The organism is Streptomyces sp. CAI-85 (genome assembly GCF_013363615.1).
In the GTDB taxonomy this organism is placed as follows: Bacteria; Actinomycetota; Actinomycetes; order Streptomycetales; family Streptomycetaceae; genus Streptomyces; species Streptomyces antibioticus_B.
This window is the reverse complement of record NZ_JAANNX010000016.1, coordinates 17370-41907: the sequence shown is the minus strand read 5'-3', so window position 1 is coordinate 41907 and position 24538 is coordinate 17370. Positions and strand designations below refer to the sequence as shown.

The 24538-nt window shown below is 74.4% G+C and carries 22 protein-coding genes; 14 read left to right on the top strand and 8 right to left on the bottom strand.

The genetic code is table 11. The features are described 5' to 3' along the window. Positions 1-37: 37 nt before the first annotated feature. Positions 38-544: an ATP-binding protein gene (locus G6W55_RS19615; RefSeq protein WP_175522148.1), complete on the bottom strand. Its 507-nt coding sequence runs from the start codon at positions 542-544 to the stop codon at positions 38-40. A 127-nt stretch (positions 545-671) separates the two neighbouring features. Between G6W55_RS19615 and G6W55_RS19610 the strand changes: the two genes are divergently transcribed. Then, the gene (locus tag G6W55_RS19610) at positions 672-1493 is read left to right on the top strand and encodes a helix-turn-helix transcriptional regulator (RefSeq protein ID WP_175522147.1); all 822 of its coding nucleotides are present in this window, start codon (positions 672-674) and stop codon (positions 1491-1493) included. Further along, complete coding sequence (locus tag G6W55_RS19605; RefSeq protein WP_175522146.1) at positions 1490-1792, top strand: DUF397 domain-containing protein; 303 nt, start codon at positions 1490-1492, stop codon at positions 1790-1792. The genes G6W55_RS19610 and G6W55_RS19605 overlap by 4 nt, the downstream gene beginning before the upstream one ends. Positions 1793-1840: 48 nt before the next feature. On the opposite strand, the gene G6W55_RS19600 is transcribed toward G6W55_RS19605, so the two are convergent. The 3 genes from G6W55_RS19600 to G6W55_RS19590 all read right to left on the bottom strand — a co-directional run bounded on the left by G6W55_RS19600 (position 1841) and on the right by G6W55_RS19590 (position 4634). Then, positions 1841-2488, bottom strand: a complete 648-nt coding sequence (locus G6W55_RS19600; RefSeq protein ID WP_030796160.1) for a DUF4360 domain-containing protein — start codon at positions 2486-2488, stop codon at positions 1841-1843. Between the two features lie 132 nt (positions 2489-2620). Beyond that, on the bottom strand, positions 2621-3082 hold the full coding sequence (locus G6W55_RS19595) for an Rrf2 family transcriptional regulator (RefSeq protein WP_030796162.1): 462 nt from the start codon (positions 3080-3082) through the stop codon (positions 2621-2623). Positions 3083-3107: 25 nt separating this feature from the next. Continuing rightward, positions 3108-4634, bottom strand: coding sequence for an alpha-N-arabinofuranosidase (locus G6W55_RS19590; RefSeq protein WP_175522145.1), 1527 nt, complete (start codon positions 4632-4634; stop codon positions 3108-3110). A 231-nt stretch (positions 4635-4865) separates the two neighbouring features. On the opposite strand from G6W55_RS19590, the gene G6W55_RS19585 reads away from it, so the two are divergent. Together G6W55_RS19585 and G6W55_RS19580 are read left to right on the top strand one after the other, a co-directional pair. Next, complete coding sequence (locus G6W55_RS19585; RefSeq protein WP_175522144.1) at positions 4866-5507, top strand: toxin-antitoxin system, toxin component family protein; 642 nt, start codon at positions 4866-4868, stop codon at positions 5505-5507. Then, on the top strand, positions 5504-6727 hold the full coding sequence (locus G6W55_RS19580; RefSeq protein WP_175522143.1) for a DUF6545 domain-containing protein: 1224 nt from the start codon (positions 5504-5506) through the stop codon (positions 6725-6727). The genes G6W55_RS19585 and G6W55_RS19580 overlap by 4 nt, the downstream gene beginning before the upstream one ends. Before the next feature lie 46 nt (positions 6728-6773). Here G6W55_RS19580 and G6W55_RS19575 read toward each other — a convergent pair whose 3' ends face one another. Together G6W55_RS19575 and G6W55_RS19570 are read right to left on the bottom strand one after the other, a co-directional pair. Then, entirely contained in the window at positions 6774-7631 is an 858-nt protein-coding gene (locus G6W55_RS19575; RefSeq protein WP_175522142.1) for an SMP-30/gluconolactonase/LRE family protein, read from the bottom strand. Further along, on the bottom strand, positions 7628-8401 hold the full coding sequence (locus G6W55_RS19570) for an IclR family transcriptional regulator (protein ID WP_175522141.1): 774 nt from the start codon (positions 8399-8401) through the stop codon (positions 7628-7630). Before G6W55_RS19570 ends, G6W55_RS19575 begins: the two co-directional genes overlap by 4 nt. Before the next feature lie 133 nt (positions 8402-8534). Between G6W55_RS19570 and G6W55_RS19565 the strand changes: the two genes are divergently transcribed. Further along, positions 8535-9194 (top strand): hypothetical protein, encoded by a 660-nt coding sequence (locus G6W55_RS19565; RefSeq protein ID WP_254876342.1) that lies wholly within the window; start codon positions 8535-8537, stop codon positions 9192-9194. A gap of 7 nt (positions 9195-9201) precedes the next feature. Here the strand turns inward: G6W55_RS19565 and G6W55_RS19560 are convergent, their stop codons facing one another. Further along, the gene (locus G6W55_RS19560; protein WP_175522224.1) at positions 9202-10083 is read right to left on the bottom strand and encodes a RimK family alpha-L-glutamate ligase; all 882 of its coding nucleotides are present in this window, start codon (positions 10081-10083) and stop codon (positions 9202-9204) included. Between the two features lie 177 nt (positions 10084-10260). Here G6W55_RS19560 and G6W55_RS19555 point away from each other — a divergent pair, with 177 nt between their 5' ends. The 9 genes from G6W55_RS19555 to G6W55_RS19515 all read left to right on the top strand — a co-directional run bounded on the left by G6W55_RS19555 (position 10261) and on the right by G6W55_RS19515 (position 24004). Next, on the top strand, positions 10261-11382 hold the full coding sequence (locus G6W55_RS19555) for a MerR family transcriptional regulator (protein WP_175522140.1): 1122 nt from the start codon (positions 10261-10263) through the stop codon (positions 11380-11382). 42 nt (positions 11383-11424) lie between these two features. Further along, positions 11425-12879, top strand: coding sequence for an acyl-CoA synthetase (locus G6W55_RS19550; RefSeq protein ID WP_175522139.1), 1455 nt, complete (start codon positions 11425-11427; stop codon positions 12877-12879). Further along, positions 12876-14234 (top strand): carboxyl transferase domain-containing protein, encoded by a 1359-nt coding sequence (locus tag G6W55_RS19545; RefSeq protein ID WP_175522138.1) that lies wholly within the window; start codon positions 12876-12878, stop codon positions 14232-14234. The genes G6W55_RS19550 and G6W55_RS19545 overlap by 4 nt, the downstream gene beginning before the upstream one ends. Before the next feature lie 76 nt (positions 14235-14310). Continuing rightward, a complete protein-coding gene (locus tag G6W55_RS19540; RefSeq protein WP_175522137.1) occupies positions 14311-14679 on the top strand; it encodes a CU044_2847 family protein in 369 nt (122 codons plus the stop codon). Beyond that, on the top strand, positions 14676-16403 hold the full coding sequence (locus G6W55_RS19535) for a trypsin-like peptidase domain-containing protein (protein WP_175522136.1): 1728 nt from the start codon (positions 14676-14678) through the stop codon (positions 16401-16403). Before G6W55_RS19540 ends, G6W55_RS19535 begins: the two co-directional genes overlap by 4 nt. 47 nt (positions 16404-16450) lie before the next feature. Continuing rightward, positions 16451-17521 carry a MoxR family ATPase gene (locus G6W55_RS19530; protein WP_175522135.1) on the top strand — a complete coding sequence of 357 codons (1071 nt, stop codon included), beginning with the start codon at positions 16451-16453 and terminating at the stop codon, positions 17519-17521. After that, entirely contained in the window at positions 17521-21834 is a 4314-nt protein-coding gene (locus tag G6W55_RS19525; RefSeq protein WP_175522134.1) for an SAV_2336 N-terminal domain-related protein, read from the top strand. The genes G6W55_RS19530 and G6W55_RS19525 overlap by 1 nt, the downstream gene beginning before the upstream one ends. A 210-nt stretch (positions 21835-22044) precedes the next feature. Further along, entirely contained in the window at positions 22045-23082 is a 1038-nt protein-coding gene (locus G6W55_RS19520) for a rod shape-determining protein (RefSeq protein WP_030796202.1), read from the top strand. A gap of 49 nt (positions 23083-23131) precedes the next feature. Next, positions 23132-24004, top strand: coding sequence for an LLM class flavin-dependent oxidoreductase (locus G6W55_RS19515; protein WP_175522133.1), 873 nt, complete (start codon positions 23132-23134; stop codon positions 24002-24004). 264 nt (positions 24005-24268) lie between these two features. Here G6W55_RS19515 and G6W55_RS19510 read toward each other — a convergent pair whose 3' ends face one another. Next, a complete protein-coding gene (locus G6W55_RS19510) occupies positions 24269-24481 on the bottom strand; it encodes a hypothetical protein (protein WP_175522132.1) in 213 nt (70 codons plus the stop codon). Positions 24482-24538: the final 57 nt, after the last annotated feature.

Genomic DNA, 24538 nt, shown 5'->3' with positions numbered 1-24538 from the left:
GGAGCATAGACACCCCGAGGCCCCGCCGAACAGGCAATTACCGCCTGGCGCTTCGGCCGAGCGGCCACAGCGGCGTGGCCTTCACCAGCGCCAGCCAGTTCGGTACGTCGACCTCGGCGCGGACCGTCTTGCCCGGCGGCGGCTGCCGGTCCAGCACCTCCCAGCGGGCCGCCAGCGCGTCCACGAGGACCATCCCCCGCCCGTTCTCGGCCAGCGGCGCGGGCGGCCGTACGGCACCGGGTCCCGGCGGGCGCTCACCGGTGTGCGTGTCCGTCACCTCGATCCGGACACTGCCCGGCACGAGGGACAGCCTCAGCTCGAAGTCCCGTCCGGGAACCCGGCCATGGGTCACGGCGTTCGCCGCCAGCTCCGCCACGAGCAGGGCGACCGTGTCCGAGACGACCGTGCCGTGCGGGATGCCCCAGGCGTCTAGCTGTGTCAGCGCGAGCCGCCGGGCCAGCCTGGCCCCTCTCGGGGTGGCGCTCAGGCGCTGGGAGAACACACGTACGGTGACGGCGGGTTGGGGGGTGGATCGTGCGGTCATGCGGCCAATGTGGCGGGTGTCAAGGGGCGTTCACCAGGTCTCCGCCGCGTACGCTGCGCGAGCGTACACGGTGACGTACTGGACACCGGCGGTCACGGGTCGTGACCATGGGGGGCGGGAGGTGACCATGGCGGTCAGCGGTGAGCCGGAGTCGTCGGACAGTCTGCGGACGTTCGGGGCGGTGGTCCAGGGCCTGCGGGAACATCACGGGCTGAGCAGGGAGGAACTCGGCGACGTCGTGGGCTTCTCCAAACACACGGTGGCGTCGGTCGAGTTGGGCCGCCGGATGCCGGACGAGGAGTTCGTGGAGGCGGCGGAACTGGTCCTGGGCAACACGGGGGCGTTGCGGCGGGCCGCCGGGTTCGTGGAGCGGCAGGCGGGTCTGGCGGACTGGTTCCAACGGTGGGCGAGGCTGGAGCAGACCGCGATCACGATGTACAACTACGAGTGCCGGATGGTCCCGGGACTGTTGCAGACGGAGGCGTACGCGCGTCAGCTTTTCATCGACGAACTGCCGCCGCTGACCGACGAGGAGATCGAGACCGCCTGGGCAGCGCGCGCCGAGCGCCAGAAGTTGCTGCGGGAGCGGCCGAACACCGCCTTCAGCTTCGTCATCGAGGAAAGCGTGCTGTTACGTCAGACCGGCGGGCCGGGGGTCACGCGCGAGGCCATCGACCACCTCCTGGAGGTGGGGAGGCTGCGCAACATCGCCATCCAGATCATGCCGCTGGTGAAGTGGTCACACTCCGGACTGCACGGACCGATGCGGCTGTTGGAGACCCCTCAGCACAAGTGGTTCGCCTACTTGGAAGCCTCGGGAAGCGGGCAGCTCATCTCCGACGCGAAAGCCATCAGTGTGCTGCAAGCGCGGTATGTAAGTATGCGTTCACAGGCTCTCTCAAGCGAGGACTCCGTGGGCCTGTTGCAACGGATGCGAGGAGACCTATGAACAGCTCCGAACTGGCCTGGTTCAAGAGCAGCTACAGCAGCAGCGGCGACGGAGACTGCGTCGAGGTGGCACTCAACTGGTACAAGTCCAGCTACAGCAGCAGTGGTTCCGGCGACTGTGTGGAGGTTGCGCTCGACTGGTACAAGTCGAGTTACAGCAGCGGCTCTGGAGACGACTGCGTCGAGGTCGCCGCACTGCCCGCTCACATCCACGTCCGTGACTCCAAGGACAAGTCCGGCCCTCAGCTCACCCTCTCCCCCACCGCCTGGGCGGACTTCGTCACGCACGCGGCGCAGTGACCGTACGGGCCGTCCGTCGCCCCGCCGGGAGACGGACGGCCCCGCCGTTCACTTGCGCGGGCACTCCTTCCACGCCATGTGGTACACCGTGCTGATGTCGCCGTCGGTCGAGTCCATCGTCATGAAGCTGACCTTGCTCGGCGACGACGTGCCCGCGTTCACCCGGATCTCGGTGTTGATGTTGAAGTTGCGCTGCACACCGCACGGCGCGTAGACGAGGTTCGCCCAGTCCGTGGTGTCCGTCGCCTGCCAGTTGTCGTTGTACGCGCCGGTGAAGTTGTGGTTCTTGAACACCGTCTGCGACGAGCCCTGGAAGTAGTACGAGGCCCGCTGCACCGCGCTGGAGCCGGCCTGGAGCGAGGCGAAGCCCCGGTAGTCCGCCTGGGCGATGGCGTACGTGAAGCCCGACGGGACGTGCACGACCAGGCTGAGCTGGCAGTTCTTTCTGAAGGCCGTGGGGTCGGAGTTGCCGCCGACCTGGGCCAGGTACTCGCTGTAGGTCACGGTGAAGGCGGTGTTGTCCTCCGACACGGCCACGGCGGCCGTACCGGGGCGACAGCCGGAGCCGTTCACCGTGGCGACGTCGATGACGATCTTGTCCGGGGGCGGGTCGCTGAACACCGGCGAGCTGTTCGCCGGAAGCGCGGCGGTGACGAGTGCGACGACGGCGCCGCCGAGGAGCAGGCCACTTGCCATGGGGGGTCTCTCCCAACTGTGAAGTTGCTGTGAAGAACCTTGGCGAACGCATCGTAGGAACCGGCCTGTTGCCGGGGCAGGACGATCCCCGGCCATTCACCCCGGCCCGTTCACAGCGTCACGCGTGCAACCTCACGGGTTCTCCCAGGCGGCCGGTTCCGCCGCGAGCGCGGTCACATGGGCGGGCAGCGCGTCGGCCGCTATGTCGGCGATGGTGACGCCCTCCAGGATCCGGCGGACGTTGGCGCGCAGCGCGATCCACAGGGGGAGGAGGGGCTGTGCGGAGCCGGTGTAGGTCAGGCCGGTGGGGCGTTCGCCGCGGACGGAGACGATGGGGCCGTCCACCGCTCTGATCACGTCCGCGACGGTGATGGAGGCGGCGTCGCGGGCGAGGCGGTAGCCGCCGCCTCCGCCGCGCCGGCTCTCGACGACCCCGCCGCGCCGGAGGTCGCCGAGGATGCCCTCCAGGAACTTGTGCGGGATGTCCTGCGCGGCGGCGATCGTCTCCGCCTTGACCGGGGCGTCGTCGGAGTGCCGTACGGCAAGCTCCAGTACCGCCCGTACCGCGTAGTCCGCCCGTGCCGAGATCCTCATGCGCCCATTGTGGGTCAGGGGCGGGTCAGGTCGCGGGTCGGGCCAGCCGGATGACGTTCCAGGAGAGGGGTTCGAGGGTCGCGGTGAGCCGTCCGCCGGCCAGGGTGGTGCCGGTCACCCGGTGCGGGACGACCCGGTCGGGCTCGGCGAGCGTGTTGCGGGCGTCCGGGTCGGCGTCGGCGAGGGCGCTGTGCTCGACCACCTCGGTCGGGCCGAGGCCGTTCAGGGTCACCTCCAGCGGCAGCGGTGCGGTGCGGTCGCGGTTCACGGCGAAGACGGTGACCGAGCCGTCGTCGGCGCGGACGGCGGTGGCGTGCAGGAGGTCCGTCTCGCCGTACTTCGCGGTCGTGTACGTCGGGGAGTCCACCCGGACGTCGAGGACCTCGCCGCGGCCGTACCGGGACGCCTGGGCGAAGGGGTGGAACGTGGTCTGCCGCCAGGCCGGGCCGCCGGGCTCGGTCATGATCGGCGCGATGACGTTGACGAGCTGGGCGAGGCAGGCGACCGTGACGCGGTCGGCGTGGCGCAGCAGGGCGATGAGGAGCGAGCCGAACACGACGGCGTCCAGGACGCTGTAGTTGTCCTCCAGGAGGCGCGGGGCCTCCGGCCAGTCGGCGGGGTCGGCGGCGCGTTCCTGCTGCTGCCGGCGGGACATGTACCAGACGTTCCACTCGTCGAAGGAGAGGCTGATCCGCTTCTTCGACTTGAGGCGGGCGCCCACGTGGTCGCAGGTGGCGACGACGTTCTCGATGAAGGACTCCATGTCGACGGCCGAGGCGAGGAAGGAGTCGAGGTCGCCGTCGTGCGGCTCGTAGTAGGCGTGCAGGGAGACGTGGTCGACGAGGTCGTAGGTCTCGGCGAGGACCGTGGCCTCCCAGGCGGCGAAGGTCGGCATGGCCTGGTTGGAGCTGCCGCAGGCGACGAGTTCGACGGACGGGTCCATCTGGCGCATCGCGCGGGCCGTCTCGGCGGCGAGGCGGCCGTACTCGGCGGCGGTCTTGTGGCCGGTCTGCCAGGGGCCGTCCATCTCGTTGCCCAGGCACCAGAGTCCGATCCCGAAGGGTTCCTTGTCGCCGTGCGCGATCCGCAGGTCGGACAGGGCGGTGCCGGCGGGGTGGTTGGCGTACTCCTGGAGGGCGAGGGCCTCGGCGACGCCTCGGGTGCCGAGGTTGACGGCGAGCATGGGTTCGGCCGCCGGGCCGAGCTTGCGCAGGAAGGCGATGTACTCGGAGAGGCCGAAGCGGTTGGTCTCCGTCGAGTGCCAGGCGAGGTCGAGGCGGCGGGGGCGCTCGTCCTTGGGGCCGACGGAGTCCTCCCACCGGTAACCGGAGACGAAGTTGCCGCCCGGGTAGCGGATCGTGGTGACACCGAGTTCGCGGACCAGGTCGAGGACGTCGGTGCGCAGGCCGTCGGCGTCCGCGGCGGGGTGGCCGGGTTCATGGATGCCGGTGTGGACGCAGCGGCCGAGGTGCTCGACGAAGGAGCCGTAGAGACGGGGGCTGACCCGGCCGACGGTGAAGGCGGGGTCGAGGGTGAGCCGGGCGGTTCGCATGGGCGTCTCCCGCATCTGCCTGGTTCCCGGTGTTCGTTGCTCGTTGCTCGGTGTTCGCTGTTCGGTATTTCGGATGGCGCTCGCGACTTCGAACGTGACCGTAGGATCCGTCGTGGCGCGCGTCAAGAGGGCGACGGGCCCTCGGGGTCCGGGCTTCGCGTGACGCGGACACGTCCGCCCGCGTAGTCTCGAACGGCAGCTCGCAGCGACGCGGGAAGGTGAGGGGGTGCGATGGACATCGCGGGCGCGCGGAGGAAGGCGGCCCGGGTCGCCTCGGCCCTGCTCCGCCGTCGTGCCGTCTCCGGCATGCGCGACCTCGCCTCGGAGCTGATCACGGCCCTGCGCGCACGGCCTCACCCGCCCACCGGGGTAAGGGAGTTGTGCGTGGCACTGTGCGACGAGATGAGCGCGCGGCGCGGCGGGCGTCGGGTGGAACTGCGTTTCGAGCGGTTCCCCGACGAGATCGAGGTCACCGGGCTGTGGCTGGAGTTCCATGACTTCGATCTGGTGATCGTGGAGGAGCGGGCCGAGGCCGTGCAGCAACTGGTCATACTGGGACATGAGTTGTGGCATCTGCACGCCGGGCACGCCCATCACCACTCGGTGGGCTCGGCGGCCGCCGACGCGCTGTCCGACCGGCCGGGCTGGCCGCAGGCGGCCCTCGCGGTGGCCGCGCGTGACGGCTCCCGGGAGCGGGACGAGGCGGAGGCCGACGAGTTCGGGCACCGGCTGGCGGCCGCGTTCCGGCCGCTGCTGACCGGCGCGGCGGGCGGTCCCGGCGGCCGTCTTCCGGGTGCGGGCGCGGACGAGCCGCTGGCGCCCGTGCAGCGGTCCCTGGGGTACCGGGGACGCGGGGGCGGGGCGCGGCGATGACGGGACTCGCGCTGAGCCCGGCGGGGTTCGTCAACGAGTTCTATCCGTCGTTCTGGTGGATCCCCGCCGGGATCCTGGCCGCCGCGCTGGCCATCAAGCTGCCGAGCATCATCCGGCTGTGGAAGGACCCGATGCTGCGGGCGGTGGGCGGCCTGCTGCTGCTCGCGCTGGCGGTGTTCGTGTTCGTGGCGCCGTCGACGATCGCCGGGGTCAACCGGCTCACCGGGGTGCCCAACATCTCGGCGCCGTGGGTGTATTCGCTGCTGACCGCGTTCGGCGGGGCCTGTCTGCTGCTGATCATCACCTGGCGCAACGGTCTGTCCGACCGCTCGGCCCGCACCCGGCGCGCGATGCGCTGGGTGATCATCGGGTACTCCGGGGTGATCGCGGCGCTGTGGGTGCTGTTCGCCCTCGCGGACGTGCCCGTGGAGCGGCTGCGGGACATCGACACGTACTACGCCAACACGCCGTACATGCGCGAGCTGATCCTGCTGTATCTGCTCGCGCACACCAACTCCAGCCTGATCACCAACTACCTGATCTGGAACTGGATCCGCACCGACGGGCTCGACGCCTGGCTGCGCTGGGGGCTGAAGTTCCTCGGGGTGGGCTACGCGCTCCAGTTGGCCTTCGACGCGGCCAAGCTGACGGCGCTGGTGGCCCGCTGGAACGACCGGGACCTCGACTGGCTGAGCACGGCCGTCGCGCCGCCGCTGGCCTGTCTGGCGGCGATCCTGGTGGCGGTGGGCTTCATCCTGCCGCACGCCGGCCAGTATCTGCACGACCGCTGCCGGGTCCGGCTGGCGCTGTACGAGCTGCGGCCGCTGTATCTGCTGATGCGGTCGGTCAGCGGGCGCGGCGTGCCGTTCGTGCTGCGCGCCAGCGCCGAACTCCGGCTGATCCGGCGGGAGACGTTCATCCGGGACACCCTGCTGTCCCTGGCCCGCTTCATCGACGAGGACCTGCGCCGACGCTCCTACGAGGCGGCCGTCGGCCTCGGCTTCCCGGCCCCCCGGGCGAAGGCCCTGGCCGCGGCGGTGACCATCCTGGCCGCCGTGGACACCCGCGGCACCCCCCGCCGCAGCACCGACCCGGACACCACGAACCTGCTGCGGGAGATCGGGGCGGTCTCCCGGGAACTGCGGCGCGGCGAGGACGTCCGTAGGGTCCAGGCCCGGGTGGCGGCGGCGCCGGACGAGGACGCACGCGTCGCCACCTGAGCGTCGGCACCGGCCACTTGAACGGCCCACCGGGCCGGGTGGGCCGTCAGCCTGCGAAGGGTGCTTGAGGCAGGCCCCGGCCCGCGTTCGGGATCACCAGGAGGGAACCCGCCAGGGGGTGGGGGGAGTCGAGGCCCACTCGGGCTGTCGTGACGTACAGGTCGGTCAGGGTGGGGCCGCCGAAGGTGCAGGCCGTGATGCGGGGGGTGGGCAGGGGGATCGTGCGGTCGAGCGTGCCGTCCGGGGTGTGGCGGCGGATCGCCGCGCCGTCCCAGAGGGCGACCCAGACGCAGCCGTCCGCGTCGACCGTGAGGCCGTCGGGGAAGCCCGCGCCCTCCTCGATCTCGGCGAAGGGGCGGCGGTGCGACACCCGGCCGTCCGCGGGGTCGACGTCGAACACGTCGACGCGGCGGGTGGGCGAGTCGATGTAGTACATGCGCGTGCCGTCCGGGCTCCAGCCCGTGCCGTTGCTGACCGTCACGTCGTCGAGGACGGTCTCGACGGGGCCGTCCGCGCCGTAGCGGGTCAGCGTGCCGCCCCCGGGGGCCTCGTCGTAGCGCATGGTGCCGGCCCACAGCGTGCCGTCGGGGGCCACGGCGGCGTCGTTCGCGCGGCGCCCCGGGACCGGCTCGCGGTGCAGCCAGCGGAAGGTGTCGTCCGGGTCGAGGAGCCCCACGCCGTCCCGCAGGTTCAGCACCAGGCCGCCGCCCGCGCGGGGCTTGACCGCGCCCACGTGCTGGCCGGTCACCCGGACCGTGCGCCGCCCGGTCGCCGGGTCGTAGCCGTGCACACGGGAGCCGAGGATGTCGATCCACAGCAGCCGCCCGGCCGCCGCGTCCCAGGTCGGCCCCTCGCCGAGCGTCGCCTCGGCCCGGACCGCCACCTCGAAGGACGTCGTCGTCACGCCACGCTCCGGTGCCCCAGCAGCTCGGACAGCTCCGCCGCGCCCTTGGCCGCGAGCTGCTCCAGCTCGGCCCGGCGCGCCTCGCTCCAGCGGATCATGGGCACCGAGATGGACAGCGCGGCCACGACCTGCCCGGTGCGGTCCCGGACCGGCGCGGCGACACAGCTCACGTCCGGGTTGGACTCCCGGCTCTCGACGGCGATCCCGCGCTCCCGGATCTCCGCCAACGCCTCGCGCAGCACGGCCGGTTCGGTGATGCTGTTCGGCGTCATCCGGACCAGCTCGGCGTCGTCGGGGATGCGCGCGGCCAGCTCCGGCTCGGGGAGGGAGGCGAGCAGCATCTTGCCGACGGAGGTGCAGTGGGCCGGCAGCCGGCGCCCGGCGGCCGACACCATCCGCACCGCGTGCGTGGAGTCGACCTTGGCGATGTAGATGACGTCGGTGCCCTCCAGGATCGCCACGTGGACCGTCTCGTCACACGTCTCGGCGACACTGCGGGCGACATGCTGACCCTCGGCGGCGAGGTCGAGCTGCTCCGCGTACCGGCTGCCGAGCTGGTACGGGCGGACGCCGAGACGGTAGCGTCCGGGCTGCCCGGGCAGCGGGACGATGTAGGAGCGGGCGGCGAGCGTGGTGACCAGCTCGTGCACGGTGGTGCGCGGAAGTTGCAGTCGGCGCACTATGTCGGGGGCGGAGAGCGTCCCGTCCCCGTCGAGGAAGAGCTCGAGAATGTCGAGAGCCCGGGTCACGGCTGGCACAAGACGTCCCACGACCGGCCCCCTCCCTGTTCGTCGGCCTGTGTTCGAAATATCAACAGGCGATCGGCATGACGAACACAGGCTAGTCACATCGGCCCGCACCGGGCAATGGTCGGGAAACGCGCGGTACGCCAGGATGGGACGCATGCCGACCCAGAAACGCCTCACCGGCTCGTTCACGGCGCTCGACTTCCAACTGGTCATGCTGCGCCGGATGGCCGATCACAACCACGACCTGGTCGAGGACGCACGTCATCGACTCGGCGTCACCCTCGCACAGGCACGCGAGGCCAGCAAGCGCTGGCAGGCCATGATCCACTCACCGCACGCCCGGGGCGCCCTGCCCCGCTACCACTCGGTCCTCGGCGAACCCGAGTCCCGCACCCCCCGCCGGATCGGCGACCTCGACTGCGAGGCGTGGCTCTGGCCGCTCCCGCTCTGGCCCGACCTGCGCTTCGAGGTGCTGGTCACCGGCAACCGGTCCGTGGCCAACGAGTGGCTGGTGCGCGCCCCCGGCGCCAAGGCCCCCGACCTGCACACCCTCGACGACCTCACCCCCTGGTCCTGCACGGTGGACGAGGTCGCCCGCGCCTTCGCCCCCGCCCGCCCCCTGGAGGGCACCGCCCCCACCCGCTGGGGCCTCGCCTTCACCGCCCCGGACGGCAACGGCGAACAGCGGGAGGCGACGGCCGAGTTCACCTGGGGCCTGCTCCAGCGGGTCTCGGTGAACGACGGGTCGCGGGACGAATCGCCGTACGGGCACGGGCACGGGCACGGGCACGGGCCGTACGGCGGGGGGTACTGACTCCAGCTCAGGCGGTGGCGAGGATCCCCTCGACCACCCCGGCCACCGACTCCGGGTGAAGGAACAGGAACAGGTTCGGTTCGACCAGTTCCAGTTCCATCACCTGCGGGCGGCCGTCCTCGTCGTCCACCAGGTCCACGCGCGCGTACAGCAACTCCTGCGCGGCGACCGGGACGGCGGCGAGGGCGGTCGCCAACGCCCCCTCCGCGACGTCCAGTTCATCGGCCGTCGGGCGATGGCGGGTGAGGTCCGGGTGGGCCACCTTGCGCGCGTCGTACGGCGTGCCGGGGGCGAGCACCGGCCCCTTGCGGCTGGCGTGCAGAAGCCGGCCCCCGAAGAACTGGAGCGCCCGCTCCCCGCCGCTGTCGATGCCCTTCACATAGGGCTGCACCATCGCCGTGAAGCCCTCCGCGTGCATGCGCGCGAGCTGCCGTACGGCGGTGCCGTGCTCGTCCGGCGTGTAGCGAGCGGCGAAGCGCGCGCCCGCGCCGGACGTCGGCTTGACCACGAACTCCCGGCCCTCGGGCAGCGCCACGGCCTCCCCCGGCGCCAGATAGGCCGTCGGCACGGTCGGCACCCCGGCCGCCGCCAGCTCGCCGAGGTACCGCTTGTCGGCGTTCCACGCCACCACCTCGGCCGGATTGGCCAGCCGGGTCACCGCGGCGGTCTCCCGCGCCCAGGCCAGGAACTCGGCGGCCCGCCAACTGTAGTCCCAGGTCGAACGGATCACCGCGAGATCGAAGGCGGCCCAGTCGGTGCCCGGCTCGTCCCACGCCACGGCCCGCGCGTCCGCCCCCGCCGCACGCAGCGCCGCCTCCAGCACCGGCAGATCGCGGTCGGCGGCCACCTCGGGTCCCGGCCGGCAGGTGACGAGAGCGATGCGGGGCACGGCGGGCTCCAGTTCGTACGACTGTCCGATCACCGGCAGGCTAACAAGGGGCGCCACTACCGGCCCCGGCCCACCCCGGTCGCGGCCCCGGCACCGGCCCCCGCTCCGGTCGCTTGACCTTCCCCTTCGGTGAAGCCGCAGCATCGGTCCCGGAAACGAGAAAGGAACGGGGTACCCATGCGGATGCTCACGATCGGCGCCTTCGCCCGCGCCGCCCGGCTGTCCCCGAAGGCCCTGCGCCTCTACGACGAACTGGACCTGCTGCGCCCCGCCCGGGTGGACCCGGACACCGGCTACCGCCACTACGCGGTCGAGCAGCTCGAACAGGCTCGGCTGGTGGCGTGGCTGCGGCGGCTCGGGATGCCCCTGGCCCGCATCCGTGAGGTCTGCGCGCTCACCGACCCGGCCGACGCCGCCCGCGAGATCCGCGCCTACTGGGCACGGGTGGAGGCGGAGACGGCGGCCCGGCGGGATCTGGCCCTGTTCCTGGTCGACCAACTGTCCGGCACCACGGAAAGGGAACCCACCACCATGCTCACACTCCGCCACAGCGCCCACTCCGACCGGGGCCGGGTCCGGCCCGTCAACCAGGACACCGCCTACGCGGGCGGCCGGCTGCTCGCCGTCGCCGACGGGTTCGGCCCGGCGGGCGGGCCCGCGAGCAGCGCCGCCGTCGAGGCCCTGCGGTTCCTCGACACCGAGGCGCCCCCGGCCGGCGGCGTGCTCAACCTGCTGGAGGACGCGGTCCGCGCGGCGACGGACGCCGTACGGGACGTCGCGGACGGCTCCGACGAGGTCGGCACCACGCTCACCGCCCTGCTGTGGACCGGATCGCAGCTCGCGCTCGTGCACATCGGCGACACCCGGGCGTACCTGCTGCGCGACGGCGCGCTGTTCCGGGTCACCCACGACCACACGCTCGTCCAGTCGCTCGTCGACGAGGGGCGGCTGACCCCGGAGGAGGCCGAGACCCATCCGCAGCGGACCCTGCTGCTCAAGGCGCTCACCGGGGCCCCGGAGGCGGGCACGGGCGGCGCGGGCAGCGCGGGCGGCGCGGGCAGGTCCTACGATCTGCGGCTGCACGAGGCCAGGCTCGGCGACCGCTATCTGCTCTGCTCCGACGGGCTGTCGCAGACCCTCCCCGAGGACACCCTCCGCGCCCTGCTCGCCGCCGCCCCCGACCCCGCCACCGCGGTCACCGCCCTGATCGACGCGGCGAACGAGGCCGGCGGTCCGGACAATGTGAGCTGTGTCGTGGCGGACGTGGTCGAGGCGGTGAGCGGGGAGGAGGCAGGGTAGGAAGGCCCACGTCGCCGTCGACCGACTCTCAGGAGTACCCACGTGTCCTCTCTCTTCCCGGCCCTGGCCGATGATCCGTCCGACCGGGTCGCGCTGCGGTTCGGCCCGCGTTCCGTGACGTACGCCCGGCTCGCGGCGGCGGCCGGGGCCCTCGGGGCGCGGCTGCGGGACCGGGGAGCGGGGCGGGTCGCGGTGTGGGCGACGCCCTCGCTGGAGACCGCCGTCGCGGTGGTGGGCGCCCTGCACGCGGGGGCGGCGGCCGTACCGCTCAACCCGAAGTCGGGCGAGAAGGAACTCGCGCACATCCTGTCCGACAGTGCCCCGGCGCTGGTGCTGGCGGCGCCGGGGGACGAACTGCCGGAGGCGCTGGGCGGGTTGGAGCGGATCGACGTCGATGCTGATGGGCGCGGATCCGGGGCACCCGGCCCGGCTCCCGTGGACGACGAGGCCCCCGCCCTCGTCGTCTACACCTCCGGCACCACGGGCCCGCCCAAGGGCGCCGTCATCCCGCGCCGGGCCGTCGCCACCACCCTGGACGCGCTCGCCGACGCCTGGCGGTGGACCGGCGACGACGTCCTCGTGCACGGGCTGCCCCTGTTCCATGTGCACGGGCTGGTGCTGGGTATCCTCGGCCCGCTGCGCCGGGGCGGGTCGGCACGGCACCTCGGGCGGTTCTCCACCGAGGGCGTCGCCCGCGAGCTGAACTCGGGCGCGACCATGCTGTTCGGGGTGCCGACGATGTACCACCGGATCGCCGAGGCGCTCCCGGAGGAACCGGAACTGGTGAAGGCGCTCGCCGGGGCGCGGCTGCTGGTGTCCGGCTCGGCCGCGCTGCCCGTCCACGACCACGAGCGGATCGCGGCGGCCACGGGGCGGCGGGTGATCGAGCGGTACGGCATGACGGAGACCCTGATGAACACCGCCGCGCGCGCCGACGGCGAGGCCCGTCCGGGCACGGTCGGCGTGCCGCTGCCGGGTGTGGAGCTGCGGCTGGTGGAGGAGGACGGCTCGCTCGTCACCGCGCTCGACGGGGAGAGCGTCGGGGAGATCCAGGTGCGCGGCCCGAACCTGTTCACCGAGTACCTCAACCGGCCCGACGCGACCGCCGCCGCGTTCACCGCCGACGGCTGGTTCCGCACCGGGGACGTGGCGGTGCGCGACCCGGACGGCCAGGTGCGGATCGTCGGCCGCAAGGCCACCGACCTCATCAAGAGCGGCGGTTACAAGATCGGGGCCGGGGAGATCGAGAACGCCCTGCTGGAGCATCCGGGGGTGCGCGAGGCCGCCGTCACCGGGGAGCCCGACGACGACCTCGGGGAGCGGATCGTGGCGTGGGTGGTACCGGTGGATCCGCAAGCACCGCCCGGTACGGCCGAGTTGGCGGACCATGTCGCCCGACGGCTCGCCCCGCACAAGCGCCCCCGTGTGGTCCGCCATCTCGACGCGCTGCCCCGCAACGACATGGGGAAGATCATGAAGCGGGCGCTGCCCTCATGACCGGCCGCGCGAGCGCCCGCGAGATCCTGACCCTGGTCGCCGACACCGGCACGTTCACCGAACTCCCGTATCCGCACAGGGACTCCGCCTCCGACGGCCCCCTCCGCTGGCCCGGTTACGACGCCTCCCGCGCCCGTGCCGCCGAGCGCACCGGCGAGTCGGAGTCCGTGGTCTGCGGCACCGCGGCCGTCGAGGGCACCCGGGCCGTCCTGATCGCCTTCGAGTTCGGCTATCTCGGCGGCTCGCTGGGCGAGCGTACCGGCGACCGGCTGGAGGCGGCCTTCACGCACGCCCGTGAACACCGGCTGCCGGTCGTTCCGTTGGTGGCGACGGGCGGCAGCCGGATGCAGGAGGGCATGGTCGCGCTCACCCAACTCCAGCGGGTGGCCCGGCAGTCGGCGCTCACCCGGGAGGCGGGGCTGCCCCAGATCGCGGTCCTGCGGGACCCGACGACCGGCGGCGGCTGGGCCACCCTCGGCGCCGGCGCCGACATCGTCCTCGCCCTCCCCGGCGCCCAGGTCGGCTTCGCCGGCTCCCGGGTCCGCCCACCGGACGCCGACCCGGCCGCGTACACCGCCGAGGCCCAGGTCGCGGCGGGCTCGGCGGACGCGGTCGTACCGCCGGGGGAGCTGCGCCGCACGCTCGGCGGGTGGCTGCGCCTGCTCACGGGCGGGACGGACGCGTCGTCGCCCGAACCCGCGCCCGTTCCCGAGGCGTTGGGGACGGTCGCGGGCCTCCCCGCCTCCGGCTGGGACGCCGTGCGGCGGGCTCGGGCGGCCGACCGGCCGCGGGCCGCGCGGTATCTGGACGCCTACTTCACGTACCGGCTGGCGATCTCCGGGGACCGGTGCGGGGGCACCGACCCCGACGGGATGCTGTGCGGATTCGGCGAACACCGGGGCCGTACCGTCGCGTTCGCCGCGCAGACCGGGGCCGCGACCCGGCCCGCCGGATACCGCACGGCCACCCGGCTGATCCGGCTCGCGGACCGGCTGGGCATCCCGGTGCTGACCCTGGTGGACACCCCGGGCGCCGCCAACGACGCGGCGGCCGAACGGCAGGGGGCGGGCGCGGCCATCGCGGAGCTGTTCGGCGCGGTCGCCACCGCCCGGACCCCGCTGACCACCCTGGTGATCGGCGAGGGCGGCTCCGGGGGCGCACTGGCGCTCGCCGCGCCCGGCCGCACCTGGGCGGTGCCGGACAGCTACTTCTCCGTCATCGCCCCCGAACTCGCCACCGCCATCCTCAAACGCCCCCCGGCGCGGGTGCCGGAGACCGCCGGTCAACTGCGGATCCGGCCACAGGACGTGGCCGAACTGGGGCTGATCAGGACACGGGACGGGCGGACCCCGTAACAATGGGGATGCACAGAGCCGCAGGACCGGTGCACGGTGAGTCGCGGCACCGCACGGAGAGGACGACGGGGGAACGGTGGAAGGACTGGTGGAGTTCACGACCGACAGCGGGGCCGTGGTGTCCGTGGAGGCGGCCCCGGAGGGCCGTCCCGGCTCCCGGCTGGTCTCCCGCGACGGCACGGTCCGGGCGACCCGCACCTTCGAGGGCGCCCTCGAAGGTGTGCGCACGGCCGCCGAGTCCGCGCTGCGGGTGTTCCGCGACGGCTCGCTGCGGCCCGACGGCGTGGAGATCGAGTTCGGGGTGAAGCTCACGGCGGAGACGGGCGCGGTCATCGCCAAGGGAACGGCCGAGGGGCACCTCGTCGTACGGCTGACCTGGTCGCCGCCCGGCGGCCCGGCCGCGCCACCCGCCGATCAGGGGCCGGACGCCGTCGTCGCGTCATGAGGAGCGCCGAGTGGCACGCCCGGATCGAGTCCGCGGGACGGGTCGTCGGAGCCGGCTTCCTGGTGACCCCGCGCAAGGTGCTGACCTGCGCCCATGTGGTGAGCGAGGGCCCGCCCGGCGCGCTGACGGTCACCTTCCCCGAGCGCCCGGACTGCGCCGCCGTGCCCGCCCGGGTGGTCGCCGACGGCGGCTGGCGCGGCGGGGTCACCGACCCGGGCGACCTCGCCGTCCTGGAGCTGGACCACGACCTGCCGATCGCCCCGGCCGCGCTCGCGCCCGTCGACGCGGCGCACACCGACCGGCACGACCGGCCCCGCAAACTCCTGGTGTACGGCTTCCCGGTCGGCTTCGACGAGGGCACGCTCGCCGAATACCGCATCACCGCCACGCAGTTGCTCAACCGCGAGTGGATCCAGTTGGAGGCGTGGCAGCCCGGCGGCCGCACCCTCGCGCCGGGGTTCAGCGGCGCCGCCGTGACCCTGGTCGACACCGGCGAGGTGGTCGGCATGGTGACGGCGGCGGCCGGTGACCCCGGGGTGGCCGACGGGCGGATGATGCCGACCGAGGTCATGGCCCGGCACTGGCCCGGTCTGGAGGGCCTGGTACCCACCTCCGACCACCGCTCGGCCGACCGCGCCCGGCTGCGCGGCCTGGTCGAACGCGCGGTCCGCGCCGGCCTGGACTGCGACCCCGTACGGCTCTACGGCGCCGCCGCCGCGCCGCTGGACCCGCCCGCGCCCGAGGAGGGCTTCGACTCGCTGTGGTCGGCGGCGCTGTTCGTGCTCTGCGAGATCGACGGGGCGGACGCGGCGGCCACCGTCGCGAGGTTCGCGGACCGGCTGGAGGAGCTGGTCCGGGCGGCCGCCGAGGGGCCGGGCCCGGCCGAGGAGCCCGCGGGGGCACCGGACTGGTCGCCGATCCTCGTCGACCTCCAGCACAGCGGCGCGGGCGACGAACAGGTCCGCGTCGAGGTGTCGGCGTACAGCGGCGGCCGCCGCCATCCGGTCGGCTCCGACACCGTGCCCCGCTCCCGGCTGCGCGCCTACGTCCAGGACCGGATCGAGGCCGCCTTCCGCTATCTGACGCCGGGATCCGACGAGTTGATCGCCTTCGCGCTGCCCCGCGACTGGATCGACCTGCCCGTCGACCGCTGGGCCAGCGCGCCCGACGATGACACACCGCTCGGCTCGGTCTACCCGCTCGTCGTCACCGACCAGGCGCGGCGCCGGGCCGGTGCACGGCATCAACTGACCCGCGCCTGGCGGCAACTGGACGCGGTGCCGGGCGCCCGGATCCTGCGCGTCGAGTGCGGCAGCGCCGAGGAACCGCCCCGGCTGCGGATGCGGCTGCGGCGGGCCGAGGCGTGTCTCGCGGGGTTCGCCACCGCCCCGGCCGCGCCGCGCACCCGGCCGCACTTCGACACCACGCTCACCGCGCCCGCGCCGCTGGTCGTCTGGTCCCGGGGCGGCTGCGCCGCCGGTGCCGAGGAGGCGTGCGCGGGCGGGGACGGCTGTGCGGGCAAGTCGTTCCTGGACGAGCTGGACGCCTGCGTGTCCGGTGTCCCGCCCGCCGAACTCCCGCGCGCCGTCCTGGCGTTGCGCGAGGAGGCCGACGCGGAGGAGGGCCACTGGGCGCGGGACATCCAGCTCCTGTGGGACGACCCGCGCGTCTTCACCGACCCCCACGGCCGCGACGGCGCCCTGCCCCGCTCGCCGGTGACCTGATCCGCCCGCTCCGCCCCGCACACGACCGCCCCCGACCCCGGAGAACCATGCCCGACTGGTCCGTCTACACCGGCAACAGCGACAGCGAGCCCCACGACGGCATCGACCGACTGCCCCCGCCGCCGCCCTGGCGGGCGTTCGACGGCGAGCCCGTGCTGCCGCCGCCCGGGGACACCGACGACGAGGCCGCCGTCTCCCCCGACCGCGTCCACCGCGCCCGGACCTATGTGGCGACCCCGGAGAGCGTGCAGTTGGTCAACGCGGCGCTGGTGCTGCGCCGCCCGCTGCTGGTCACCGGCCCGCCCGGCACCGGCAAGTCCTCCCTCGCCTACGCGGTCGCCCGCGAGCTGCGGCTCGGCCCGGTCCTGCGCTGGAACATCACCAGCCGCTCCGCCCTGGCCGACGGGCTCTACCAGTACGACCCGCTGTCCCGGCTCTACGCGGCCCGGCAGAGCGCCCGGACCGGCGCGGCGGCCCCCGGCACGGGCGCGGGCAGGGGCGGCGCGGGCGTACGGGGCGGCGACGGCGTCGAGGACCATCTGCACCTCGGCCCGCTCGGCACCGCCCTGCTCCCCTACGAACGCCCGCGCGTCCTCCTCGTCGACGAGATCGACAAGAGCGACCTCGACCTGCCCAACGACCTGCTGAACGTGCTGGAGGAGGGCCAGTACGAGATCCCCGAACTGATGCGCGCCGCCCGCCACTCGGCCGACGGCACCACCGCCGAGGTGCTCGCCGACGGCACCGACGCCCCGGTCACCGTCACCCGGGGCCGGGTCCGCTGCCGCGCCTTCCCGTTCGTCGTCCTCACCAGCAACGGCGAGCGCGAGTTCCCGCCCGCCTTCCTGCGCCGCTGCGTCCGGCTGAAGCTGCGCCGCCCGGACCGCGAGCAGCTCACCGACATCGTGCGCGCCCACCTCGACACCCCGGCGGGCGAGGCGGAGCACCTGATCAACCGCTTCCTGGCCCGTGCCGCCGACGGCGAACTCGCCACCGACCAGCTCCTCAACGCCCTCTACCTCACCGGTGTGGCCGGCCTCGACGCGGACTCGCGCGACGCGCTGGCCGAGCAGCTCATGCCGTACCTCAGCGCGACGGCGGACGGCGACGGCTTCTGATGACGACGGAGGGGAGACGGGACGGCGACAGCGCCGCCCTCGAACGGCTGACGGCACTCCTGACCGCCGCGACGGACACCGCGCCGACGGCCCGCGAACTGGCCGAACTGCTGTGGCTGGCGGGGCGGTTGGACACCGGGGCGGCGGTCCCTCCGCAGACCCGTGCGGCGGCGACGGCGGAGGCATTACCGGCGGCCCCTGCCCCGACCCCGCCCCCGGCACCCCGGAACCCGACGCCGACGCCCGCCGACCCCGCCGCCGACCCCACCCCCGGCGACCGCGTCCCCCTCCACCTCCCCACCCCGCCCACCGGACATCCCGGAACGGCGCAGGGGACGGGCGGCGACCAGGGCTCCCCCTCCCCCCTCCTCGCGCCCGCACCCCCGATGCTCCCCCGCCCGCTCGCCCTCCAGCGGGCCCTGCGCCCCCTCAAGCGCACGGTGCCCGCGCCGCGCACCCGGCTGCTGGACGACCGGGCCACCGCCGACCGCATCGCCCGCCTCGACGCCCACCCGGACGTCTGGCTACCGGTGTTCCGCCCCGCCCGGGACCGCTGGCTGCGGCTCAGCCTGGTGCACGACACCGGCCCGACCATGCCGGTCTGGCGGCCCCTGGTGCGCGAACTGCACACCGTGCTGGCCCAGTCGGGCGTCTTCCGCACGGTCACCCTGCACACCGCGACCCCCGACGGCCTCGCCCGGCACGTCCCCGACCCGGGAGACGGCCGTACCGTCACCCTCGTCGTCAGCGACTGCACGGGCCCGCAGTGGCACGCGGGCCCGGCGGGCGCCCGCTGGTACCGCACCCTGCGGCACTGGGCGTCCCGGATGCCGCTGGCCGTCGTCCAGCCGCTGCCCGAACATCTGTGGGACACCACGGCGTTGCCCGCGGAACCGGGCCTGCTGCTGTCCCCCGGCGCGGCGGCCCCGCTGTCCGCCCTGGCGTTCACCCCCTACGACACCGACACGGCACCGCCGCCCCGGGGCGCGGTCCCGCTGCCCGTCCTGGAGCCGGGGGCGCCGTGGCTCGCCAACTGGGCGTCCCTGGTGGCGAGTCCGGGCGGCGGTCAGGTGCCGGGCGCGGCGGCCTGGCTGCCGGTGACGCCCGCGCCGGTGCCGCCCGAGGCGTCCGTCGTACCGCCGGCCCAGGACCTCGTCCTGCGGTTCCGGGCGACGGCGTCCCCGGAGGCGTTCCGGCTCGCCGGGCATCTGGCGCTGGCCGTGCCGTCGGTGCCGGTGATGCGGCTCGTGCAGCGGGCCGTGGAACGCGATCCGCGTCCGCAGCATCTCGCCGAGGTCATCCTGAGCGGCATGCTCACGGCGGTCCCGGGCCCGCCCGGCTCCTACGACTTCCGCCCCGGCGTCCGCGACCTCCTGCTGCGCACCCTGCCCCGCACGGCACGCGGCCGCACCCGTGAACTCCTTGACCGCATGGGCCACTTGATCGACGCCCGCGCGGGTCTGACGGCGGGCGAGTTCCGCGCGACCCCCGGCGGCGGCACGGGCACCGCGCACTCCGGCCCGGCGTTCGCGACGGTGAGCGAGGAGACGGTCCGCCGCCTGGGCGGCACACCGGCACCGGACGCGGGGCTGGTGGCGGGACGGTACCGGCTGCTGGGGCGGCGGGGGCCGGGGCAGCGGATGTGGTGGGCGGTGGACGTGCGTACCGGTCAGCAAGTGGTCGTCCACCGGTACCCGGCCCAACCGGCACCGCAGGAGCGTTTCCTGCGCGAGGCGGAGACCCTGGCCGGCATCGACGATCCGCACGTGGTGCGGATCCTGGACCACGGCGTCGAGAACGAAACCCCTTACCTGGTGGCGGAGTTCGTGCACGGGGTGACCCTGACCGAACTGCTCGGCGGGAGCGGGCCGGGCGTGTCCGTGGGGGTGTTCGTCCGGCTGGCCGACGGTGTCGACGCCGGGTTGCGCGCCCTGCACCGGCACGGGCTGGTGCGCGGCCAGGAGGACCGTGACGGCCTGCTGCTGCGCCCGGACGGCACCGTCGTCCTCAGCCGGTTCGCCCTGGGCGAGAAGCCCGAGCACCTGACCCCCGAGGCCGACCGGGACGCCCTGCGCCGTCTGCTGAACCGGCTGGCCGGGACCCTGCCCGGGGTCCCCGCGGAGACCCGGCGTGCCCTGGTCCACCGCGGCGACGTACGCACCTCGGAGCTGACGGGCCTCGACCACGGCCCCCTGGTGATCCGCATGCTCGGCCCCCTGCGCATCACACGCGACGACCAGCCCCTGCCCCTCCCCTCCCCGGAGGCCCAGGCGCTGCTGTGCATGCTGGTCCAGCGCCCCGGCCGCCGTATGTCCTACGCCCAACTGGCCAACGGCCTCTGGGAGAAGCCGGGGGCCGGGTCCTCCGCCCGCGTCGACCTGCTGGCAAGGGAGCTGGCCGAGCTGCTCGGCCCCGGCACCCTGGCCTCCCCGTCCGACGGCCACGCCCTGCACGCCCCCGGCATCGACGTCGACGCCGTCACCTGCGAGGAGGCCGACCCCGCCGACGCCCTCGCCCTCTTCCACGGCGACCCCCTGGACGGCGTCCCCGGACCCGCCGCCGAGGCGACCCGCACCCGGCTGCGGGACCTCCGGGACCGGCTCCAGGCGCGGCACGCCGCCGACCACCCGCCCGCGGCGGCCCCCACCCTCCTCATCGAGACCACCGACGGCCTCACCGCCCGCCCCGAGTCCCGGATCACCCTCGAATACGCCGTGCACGAGGTGCTCACCCGGGGTGCCCTGACGGCGCAGCAGTACGAGATGCGGGTCCGCCCGGACGGGTACGCCGTCGAGTTCGCGCCCGACGCCTACCTCCTCCCGCTCCTCGCGGCGGCCCTGCGCTGGCTGCCCGGCCCGCTCGCCGAGCTGGCCGACCCCCCTCGGCTGCGGGTGACGTTCCGGGACGGGGAGACGACCGGCGCCGCCCCGCCGGACCACCCCGCCCCCGTCGTCCTCACCGTCCCGCCCGCCCTCTTCGAGGAGTTCGCCGGGAGTTCCGCCGCCGCCGGGCCGCACCGCTTCCATCCCGTGTACGGCGACGGCCCGGACGCCCCGCCCGTCGCCTGGTACTGCCCGCTGCCCCCGGCCGAGGAGCCCCGTGACCTGGTCCGGGGCCCGCTCATCACCCGTGATCTGCGGCAGCTCGGCGTCCCCGCGCCCGGCCGGACGGCGGTCGTGCACACCCGGCCGGGTGTCCCGCCGGCGCTCCTCGACCCGGCGGCGCCGTACGGCGGGGGCCCGCGCCGCCCCGCCAGCTACTACGAGGTCGACCTCACCCCCCGGCACACGCTGCACCATCTGCCGCTGCCCAGTTCGGGCAAGGGCACGTTCACCGCGGCCGTGGCGCTGACCTGGCGGGTCACCGACCCGGTGGCGTTCGTACGGGCCGAGGTCACCGACGTACGGGCGCGGCTGCTGGACCATCTGGCGGCGTCCGGTCCGCGGATCACCCGGCACCACTCCCCGCGCCGTCCCGCCGGTGCGCAACGGGCCCTGAACTCCCAGCTCGGCCGCTGGCCGGTGCCGGGCGTCGAGGTGATCTGCACGGCCACCCTCGCCCCGGAACACGCCCCGCCGCCCGAGGTCCCCGGGCCGGGGCCCGGCCCCGCCGCCGTCCCGCTGTCGGAGCTGCTGGCCGACGCCGAGACCGTACTGCTCGGCTTCGACGGGCCGTTGACCAGGCTGTTCCCGGCGGCGGCCGCCCGGGACGCGGCCCGGGACCTGATGGCGCTCGTGGTCGAGCACCGCAACCCCGAGGACGCCCTGGCCGGGCGTGCGGCGGGCGACCGGCGTGCGGCGCGGGAGCTGTTCGTGCATCCGCTGGACGTGCTGCGGGCCTTCGCGCACGACCGGCTCGGCCCGCTGCTGCGGGACCGGCTGGACGAGCTGGAGCTGCTCGCCGTACCGGACGCGCCGGTCACGCACCGCTCCGCCGCGCTGGTCCGCGCCCTGCACCACTCGGGACGGCGGGTCGGTGTCGTCACGGACGTCTGCGCACCGGCCGTCCACCGGTATCTGGAGGGGATCCTGATGCCGCTGCGGGCCGGGGTGCACGGCCGCGCCGCCGACCTGACCCGGCTGATGCCGCACCCCGACTGTCTGCGGCGGGCGCTGCCGCCGGGGGGCGGGGCCGCCCGCACCGCCGTGCTGATCGGCTCCACGGTCGCCGAGCTGACCGCCGCCCAGCAGGTGGGCCTGCGGTTCGTGGGCCTGGCCCGCAACCCCACGATCGAGCAACGGCTGCGCGAGGCGGGCTGCGAGCTGACGGTGCCCTCCCTCACCCCTGTGTTGGAGGCGGCCCGGGCCCTGTGAGGGGTGGCCTGCGCAGCACGGGCGGCCCTGTGACGGGTGGCCCGGTGGGAGGAACCCCCGTTCGGCCGCGCCCCGCCCGGCCCACCTGAAAAGGCGGCCCGCACCGCGCCCGCGCACGATGCGAGGGAGGCCGCTCGCAAGGCGGCCCCACGCACACGAGGCCCGCCCGCCCGGCGGCCCCCACGGTCTGCGCTCTCGGGAGGACCTGCCATGACCGCCAGTCTGGAGCAGCTACGCCGCTGCCACTTCGCCGTCGACCTCGGTGCGGCGCGGACCCGGGTGTATGTGAAGGGGGCCGGGCTGGTCGTGGACCAGCCGTCCGTCGCCGCCGTGAACACCCGCACCGGCGCGCTGATCGCCGTCGGCGAGTTCGCGGAGCGGATGACGGGCCGCACCCCGCACTACATCCGGGTGATGCGCCCGGTCTCCGGCGGCACGGTCGTCGACATCGACATGGCGCAGCGCATGCTGCGGCATCTGCTCGGCGACAAGGTCCGCCGCCAGTTGCGCCGCAAGCCGTTCCTGCGGGGCGCCGCCTGCACCCCGCACGACGCCGACCCGCTCGCGCAGCGCGCGGCGATCGAGACGCTGGTCGGCCTGGGCGCCCGGCGCGTGGAACTCGTCGACACGCTGATCGCCGCCGCCGTCGGCTGCGGACTGCCCGTGGAACGGCCCGAAGCCACCATGATCATGGTGTGCGGGGCGGCCGCGACGCAGGTCGCCGTGCTCTCCCTGGGCTCGATCGTGACCGCCGAGCGCGTCCCGGTCGGCGGCGAGGCGGTGGACCACGCGATCGTGCAGCACCTGCGGCACGAGCACGAGCTGATGCTCCCCAGCCAGTCCGTACGGCCGCTCCAGCTCGCCCTGTCCGGCAACGGCCTGAGCCCCTACGGCCCCCAGATCACGGAGATCCACGGCCGGGACGTGGCGACGGGCCTGGCCCGTTCGGTCAAGGTCGACACGGCGGCCGTGCGGGACGCCATCGAGACCCCGCTGACGGCGGTCCTCGACGGGATCGGCCGGGTGCTGCGGGACTGCCCGCCGGACCTGGTCGCCGACCTCGCGGACCGGGGCATCATGATGGTCGGCGGCTCCGCGCTGCTGCCCGGCTTCGACCACATGCTCCGCCAGGCCACCGGCATGCCGGTGCACATCGCCGAACGCCCCGACATCTGCGCCGCCCAGGGCCTGGGCGCCATGCTGGAGGGCCGGATCGCCGCCCTCGCCCTGGACCCCCTGGCGACCTGACCCGCCACGCGACCGCACAGGTTCCGCCGGTTCCGCTAGGTTCCGCCGTATGACGAACGTACGGATCGGCGTGATGTACGACCGCGACCGGGACCCGGCCGGGCTGCCCGCGTTCGCGCGGGCGGCCGAGGCGCTCGGGGTGGACGACCTGTGGGTGGTGGAGGACCTCGGCTGGAACGGCGGGGTGTCGGCGGCGGCCGTGGCCCTGGGCGCGACGGAACGGCTGCGGGTGGGGCTCGGGATCGCGCCCGCCCCGCTGCGCAGCCCGGCGCTGCTGGCGATGGAACTGGCCACCCTCGCACGGGTGTTCCCGGGCCGGCTGGTGGCGGGCATCGGGCACGGGGTGCGGGAGTGGATGGCCCAGGTCGGCGTCGCGCCCCGCTCCCCGCTGGCGCTCCTGGAGGAGACGATCACGTCGGTACGGTCGCTGCTGCGCGGCGAGCGGGTGGAGCTTGCCGGGCGTGAAGTCCGCCTGGACGGGGTCCGGTTGGTGCATCCGCCCGCCGAAGTCCCGCCCGTCGTCGCCGGTGTGGTGCGCCCCCGGTCGCTGGAACTGTCCGGGCGGGTCGCCGACGGCACGCTGGTCGCCGAGGGGCACGGTCCGCGGGACCTGACGGAGATCCGGGCGCTGACCGCCAAGGGCGGCGCGGGCCCCGGGCACTCCCTGACGGTGTTCGCCTTCGCCCACGCCGGGGACGACCCGGCCGAGGTGTCCCGGACGCTGCGCCCGCACGTCGAGGGTCACGGTGCCTGGCTGGGCCGGCCCCCGGAGGAGGTCTTCACCGTCTCCGGCACTCCGGCCCAGGCCGCGGACCGCGTCGCCGACCTGGCGGCGTCCGGCGCGGACACGGTCGTCCTGCGGATCGTGGGGGCGGAGCCGCTGCGCCAACTGGAGTCCGTGCTAGGGGCGTTGGCGCGGTAGCCCGCAGCCGGCGGCTCAGTACGGCAGCAGGCGTCCCGAAGGGGTGCGCCGGTCGATCGGCATGTCGCGAGGGGTGGCCGGCCGGCGGATGACACGCACGCGGGTCTGTCGGTTCATGACGCCCTCCTGGGTGCATCGGGACTCGTCGTCGGAGCCTCGGTTCGGGAGGACGCCCCTCCCGACGGTCCCTTACCCACCTCACCCCCGAGACATGCCCACGTCAGTGAATATGCCGGGCGGGCCATGCGGTCCCGGGCGCCGCGCTCAGCCTCCCTGGGCGAGCGTGAGCGCCCCGCCGGCCACCAGGAAGGCGCCGCCCACGACGACGACCGCGGCGATCGCGGCGAGCACCGGCGGGCGCAGGATCGGCTTCGGGGCGGGCCCGCCGGCCGTGACCGCGGAGAGCATCCGGCGCCGTAGCGCGAGCACCCGCAGCCCGGCGTACAGGCTCACGAGGCCCAGGATCAGATAGTGCATGCGGTCAGCCCTCCGGGCGGTCTGCTTGATCGGTGGAAACGCCGACGGCCAGTCTGC

Coding starts and splice junctions, on each gene's coding strand:
- G6W55_RS19615 (WP_175522148.1), bottom strand. CDS start 544: ATGACCGCACGATCCACCCCCCAACCCGCCGTCACCGTACGTGTGTTC.
- G6W55_RS19610 (WP_175522147.1), top strand. CDS start 672: ATGGCGGTCAGCGGTGAGCCGGAGTCGTCGGACAGTCTGCGGACGTTC.
- G6W55_RS19605 (WP_175522146.1), top strand. CDS start 1,490: ATGAACAGCTCCGAACTGGCCTGGTTCAAGAGCAGCTACAGCAGCAGC.
- G6W55_RS19600 (WP_030796160.1), bottom strand. CDS start 2,488: ATGGCAAGTGGCCTGCTCCTCGGCGGCGCCGTCGTCGCACTCGTCACC.
- G6W55_RS19595 (WP_030796162.1), bottom strand. CDS start 3,082: ATGAGGATCTCGGCACGGGCGGACTACGCGGTACGGGCGGTACTGGAG.
- G6W55_RS19590 (WP_175522145.1), bottom strand. CDS start 4,634: ATGCGAACCGCCCGGCTCACCCTCGACCCCGCCTTCACCGTCGGCCGG.
- G6W55_RS19585 (WP_175522144.1), top strand. CDS start 4,866: ATGGACATCGCGGGCGCGCGGAGGAAGGCGGCCCGGGTCGCCTCGGCC.
- G6W55_RS19580 (WP_175522143.1), top strand. CDS start 5,504: ATGACGGGACTCGCGCTGAGCCCGGCGGGGTTCGTCAACGAGTTCTAT.
- G6W55_RS19565 (WP_254876342.1), top strand. CDS start 8,535: ATGCCGACCCAGAAACGCCTCACCGGCTCGTTCACGGCGCTCGACTTC.
- G6W55_RS19555 (WP_175522140.1), top strand. CDS start 10,261: ATGCGGATGCTCACGATCGGCGCCTTCGCCCGCGCCGCCCGGCTGTCC.
- G6W55_RS19545 (WP_175522138.1), top strand. CDS start 12,876: ATGACCGGCCGCGCGAGCGCCCGCGAGATCCTGACCCTGGTCGCCGAC.
- G6W55_RS19535 (WP_175522136.1), top strand. CDS start 14,676: ATGAGGAGCGCCGAGTGGCACGCCCGGATCGAGTCCGCGGGACGGGTC.
- G6W55_RS19530 (WP_175522135.1), top strand. CDS start 16,451: ATGCCCGACTGGTCCGTCTACACCGGCAACAGCGACAGCGAGCCCCAC.
- G6W55_RS19525 (WP_175522134.1), top strand. CDS start 17,521: ATGACGACGGAGGGGAGACGGGACGGCGACAGCGCCGCCCTCGAACGG.
- G6W55_RS19520 (WP_030796202.1), top strand. CDS start 22,045: ATGACCGCCAGTCTGGAGCAGCTACGCCGCTGCCACTTCGCCGTCGAC.
- G6W55_RS19515 (WP_175522133.1), top strand. CDS start 23,132: ATGACGAACGTACGGATCGGCGTGATGTACGACCGCGACCGGGACCCG.
- G6W55_RS19510 (WP_175522132.1), bottom strand. CDS start 24,481: ATGCACTATCTGATCCTGGGCCTCGTGAGCCTGTACGCCGGGCTGCGG.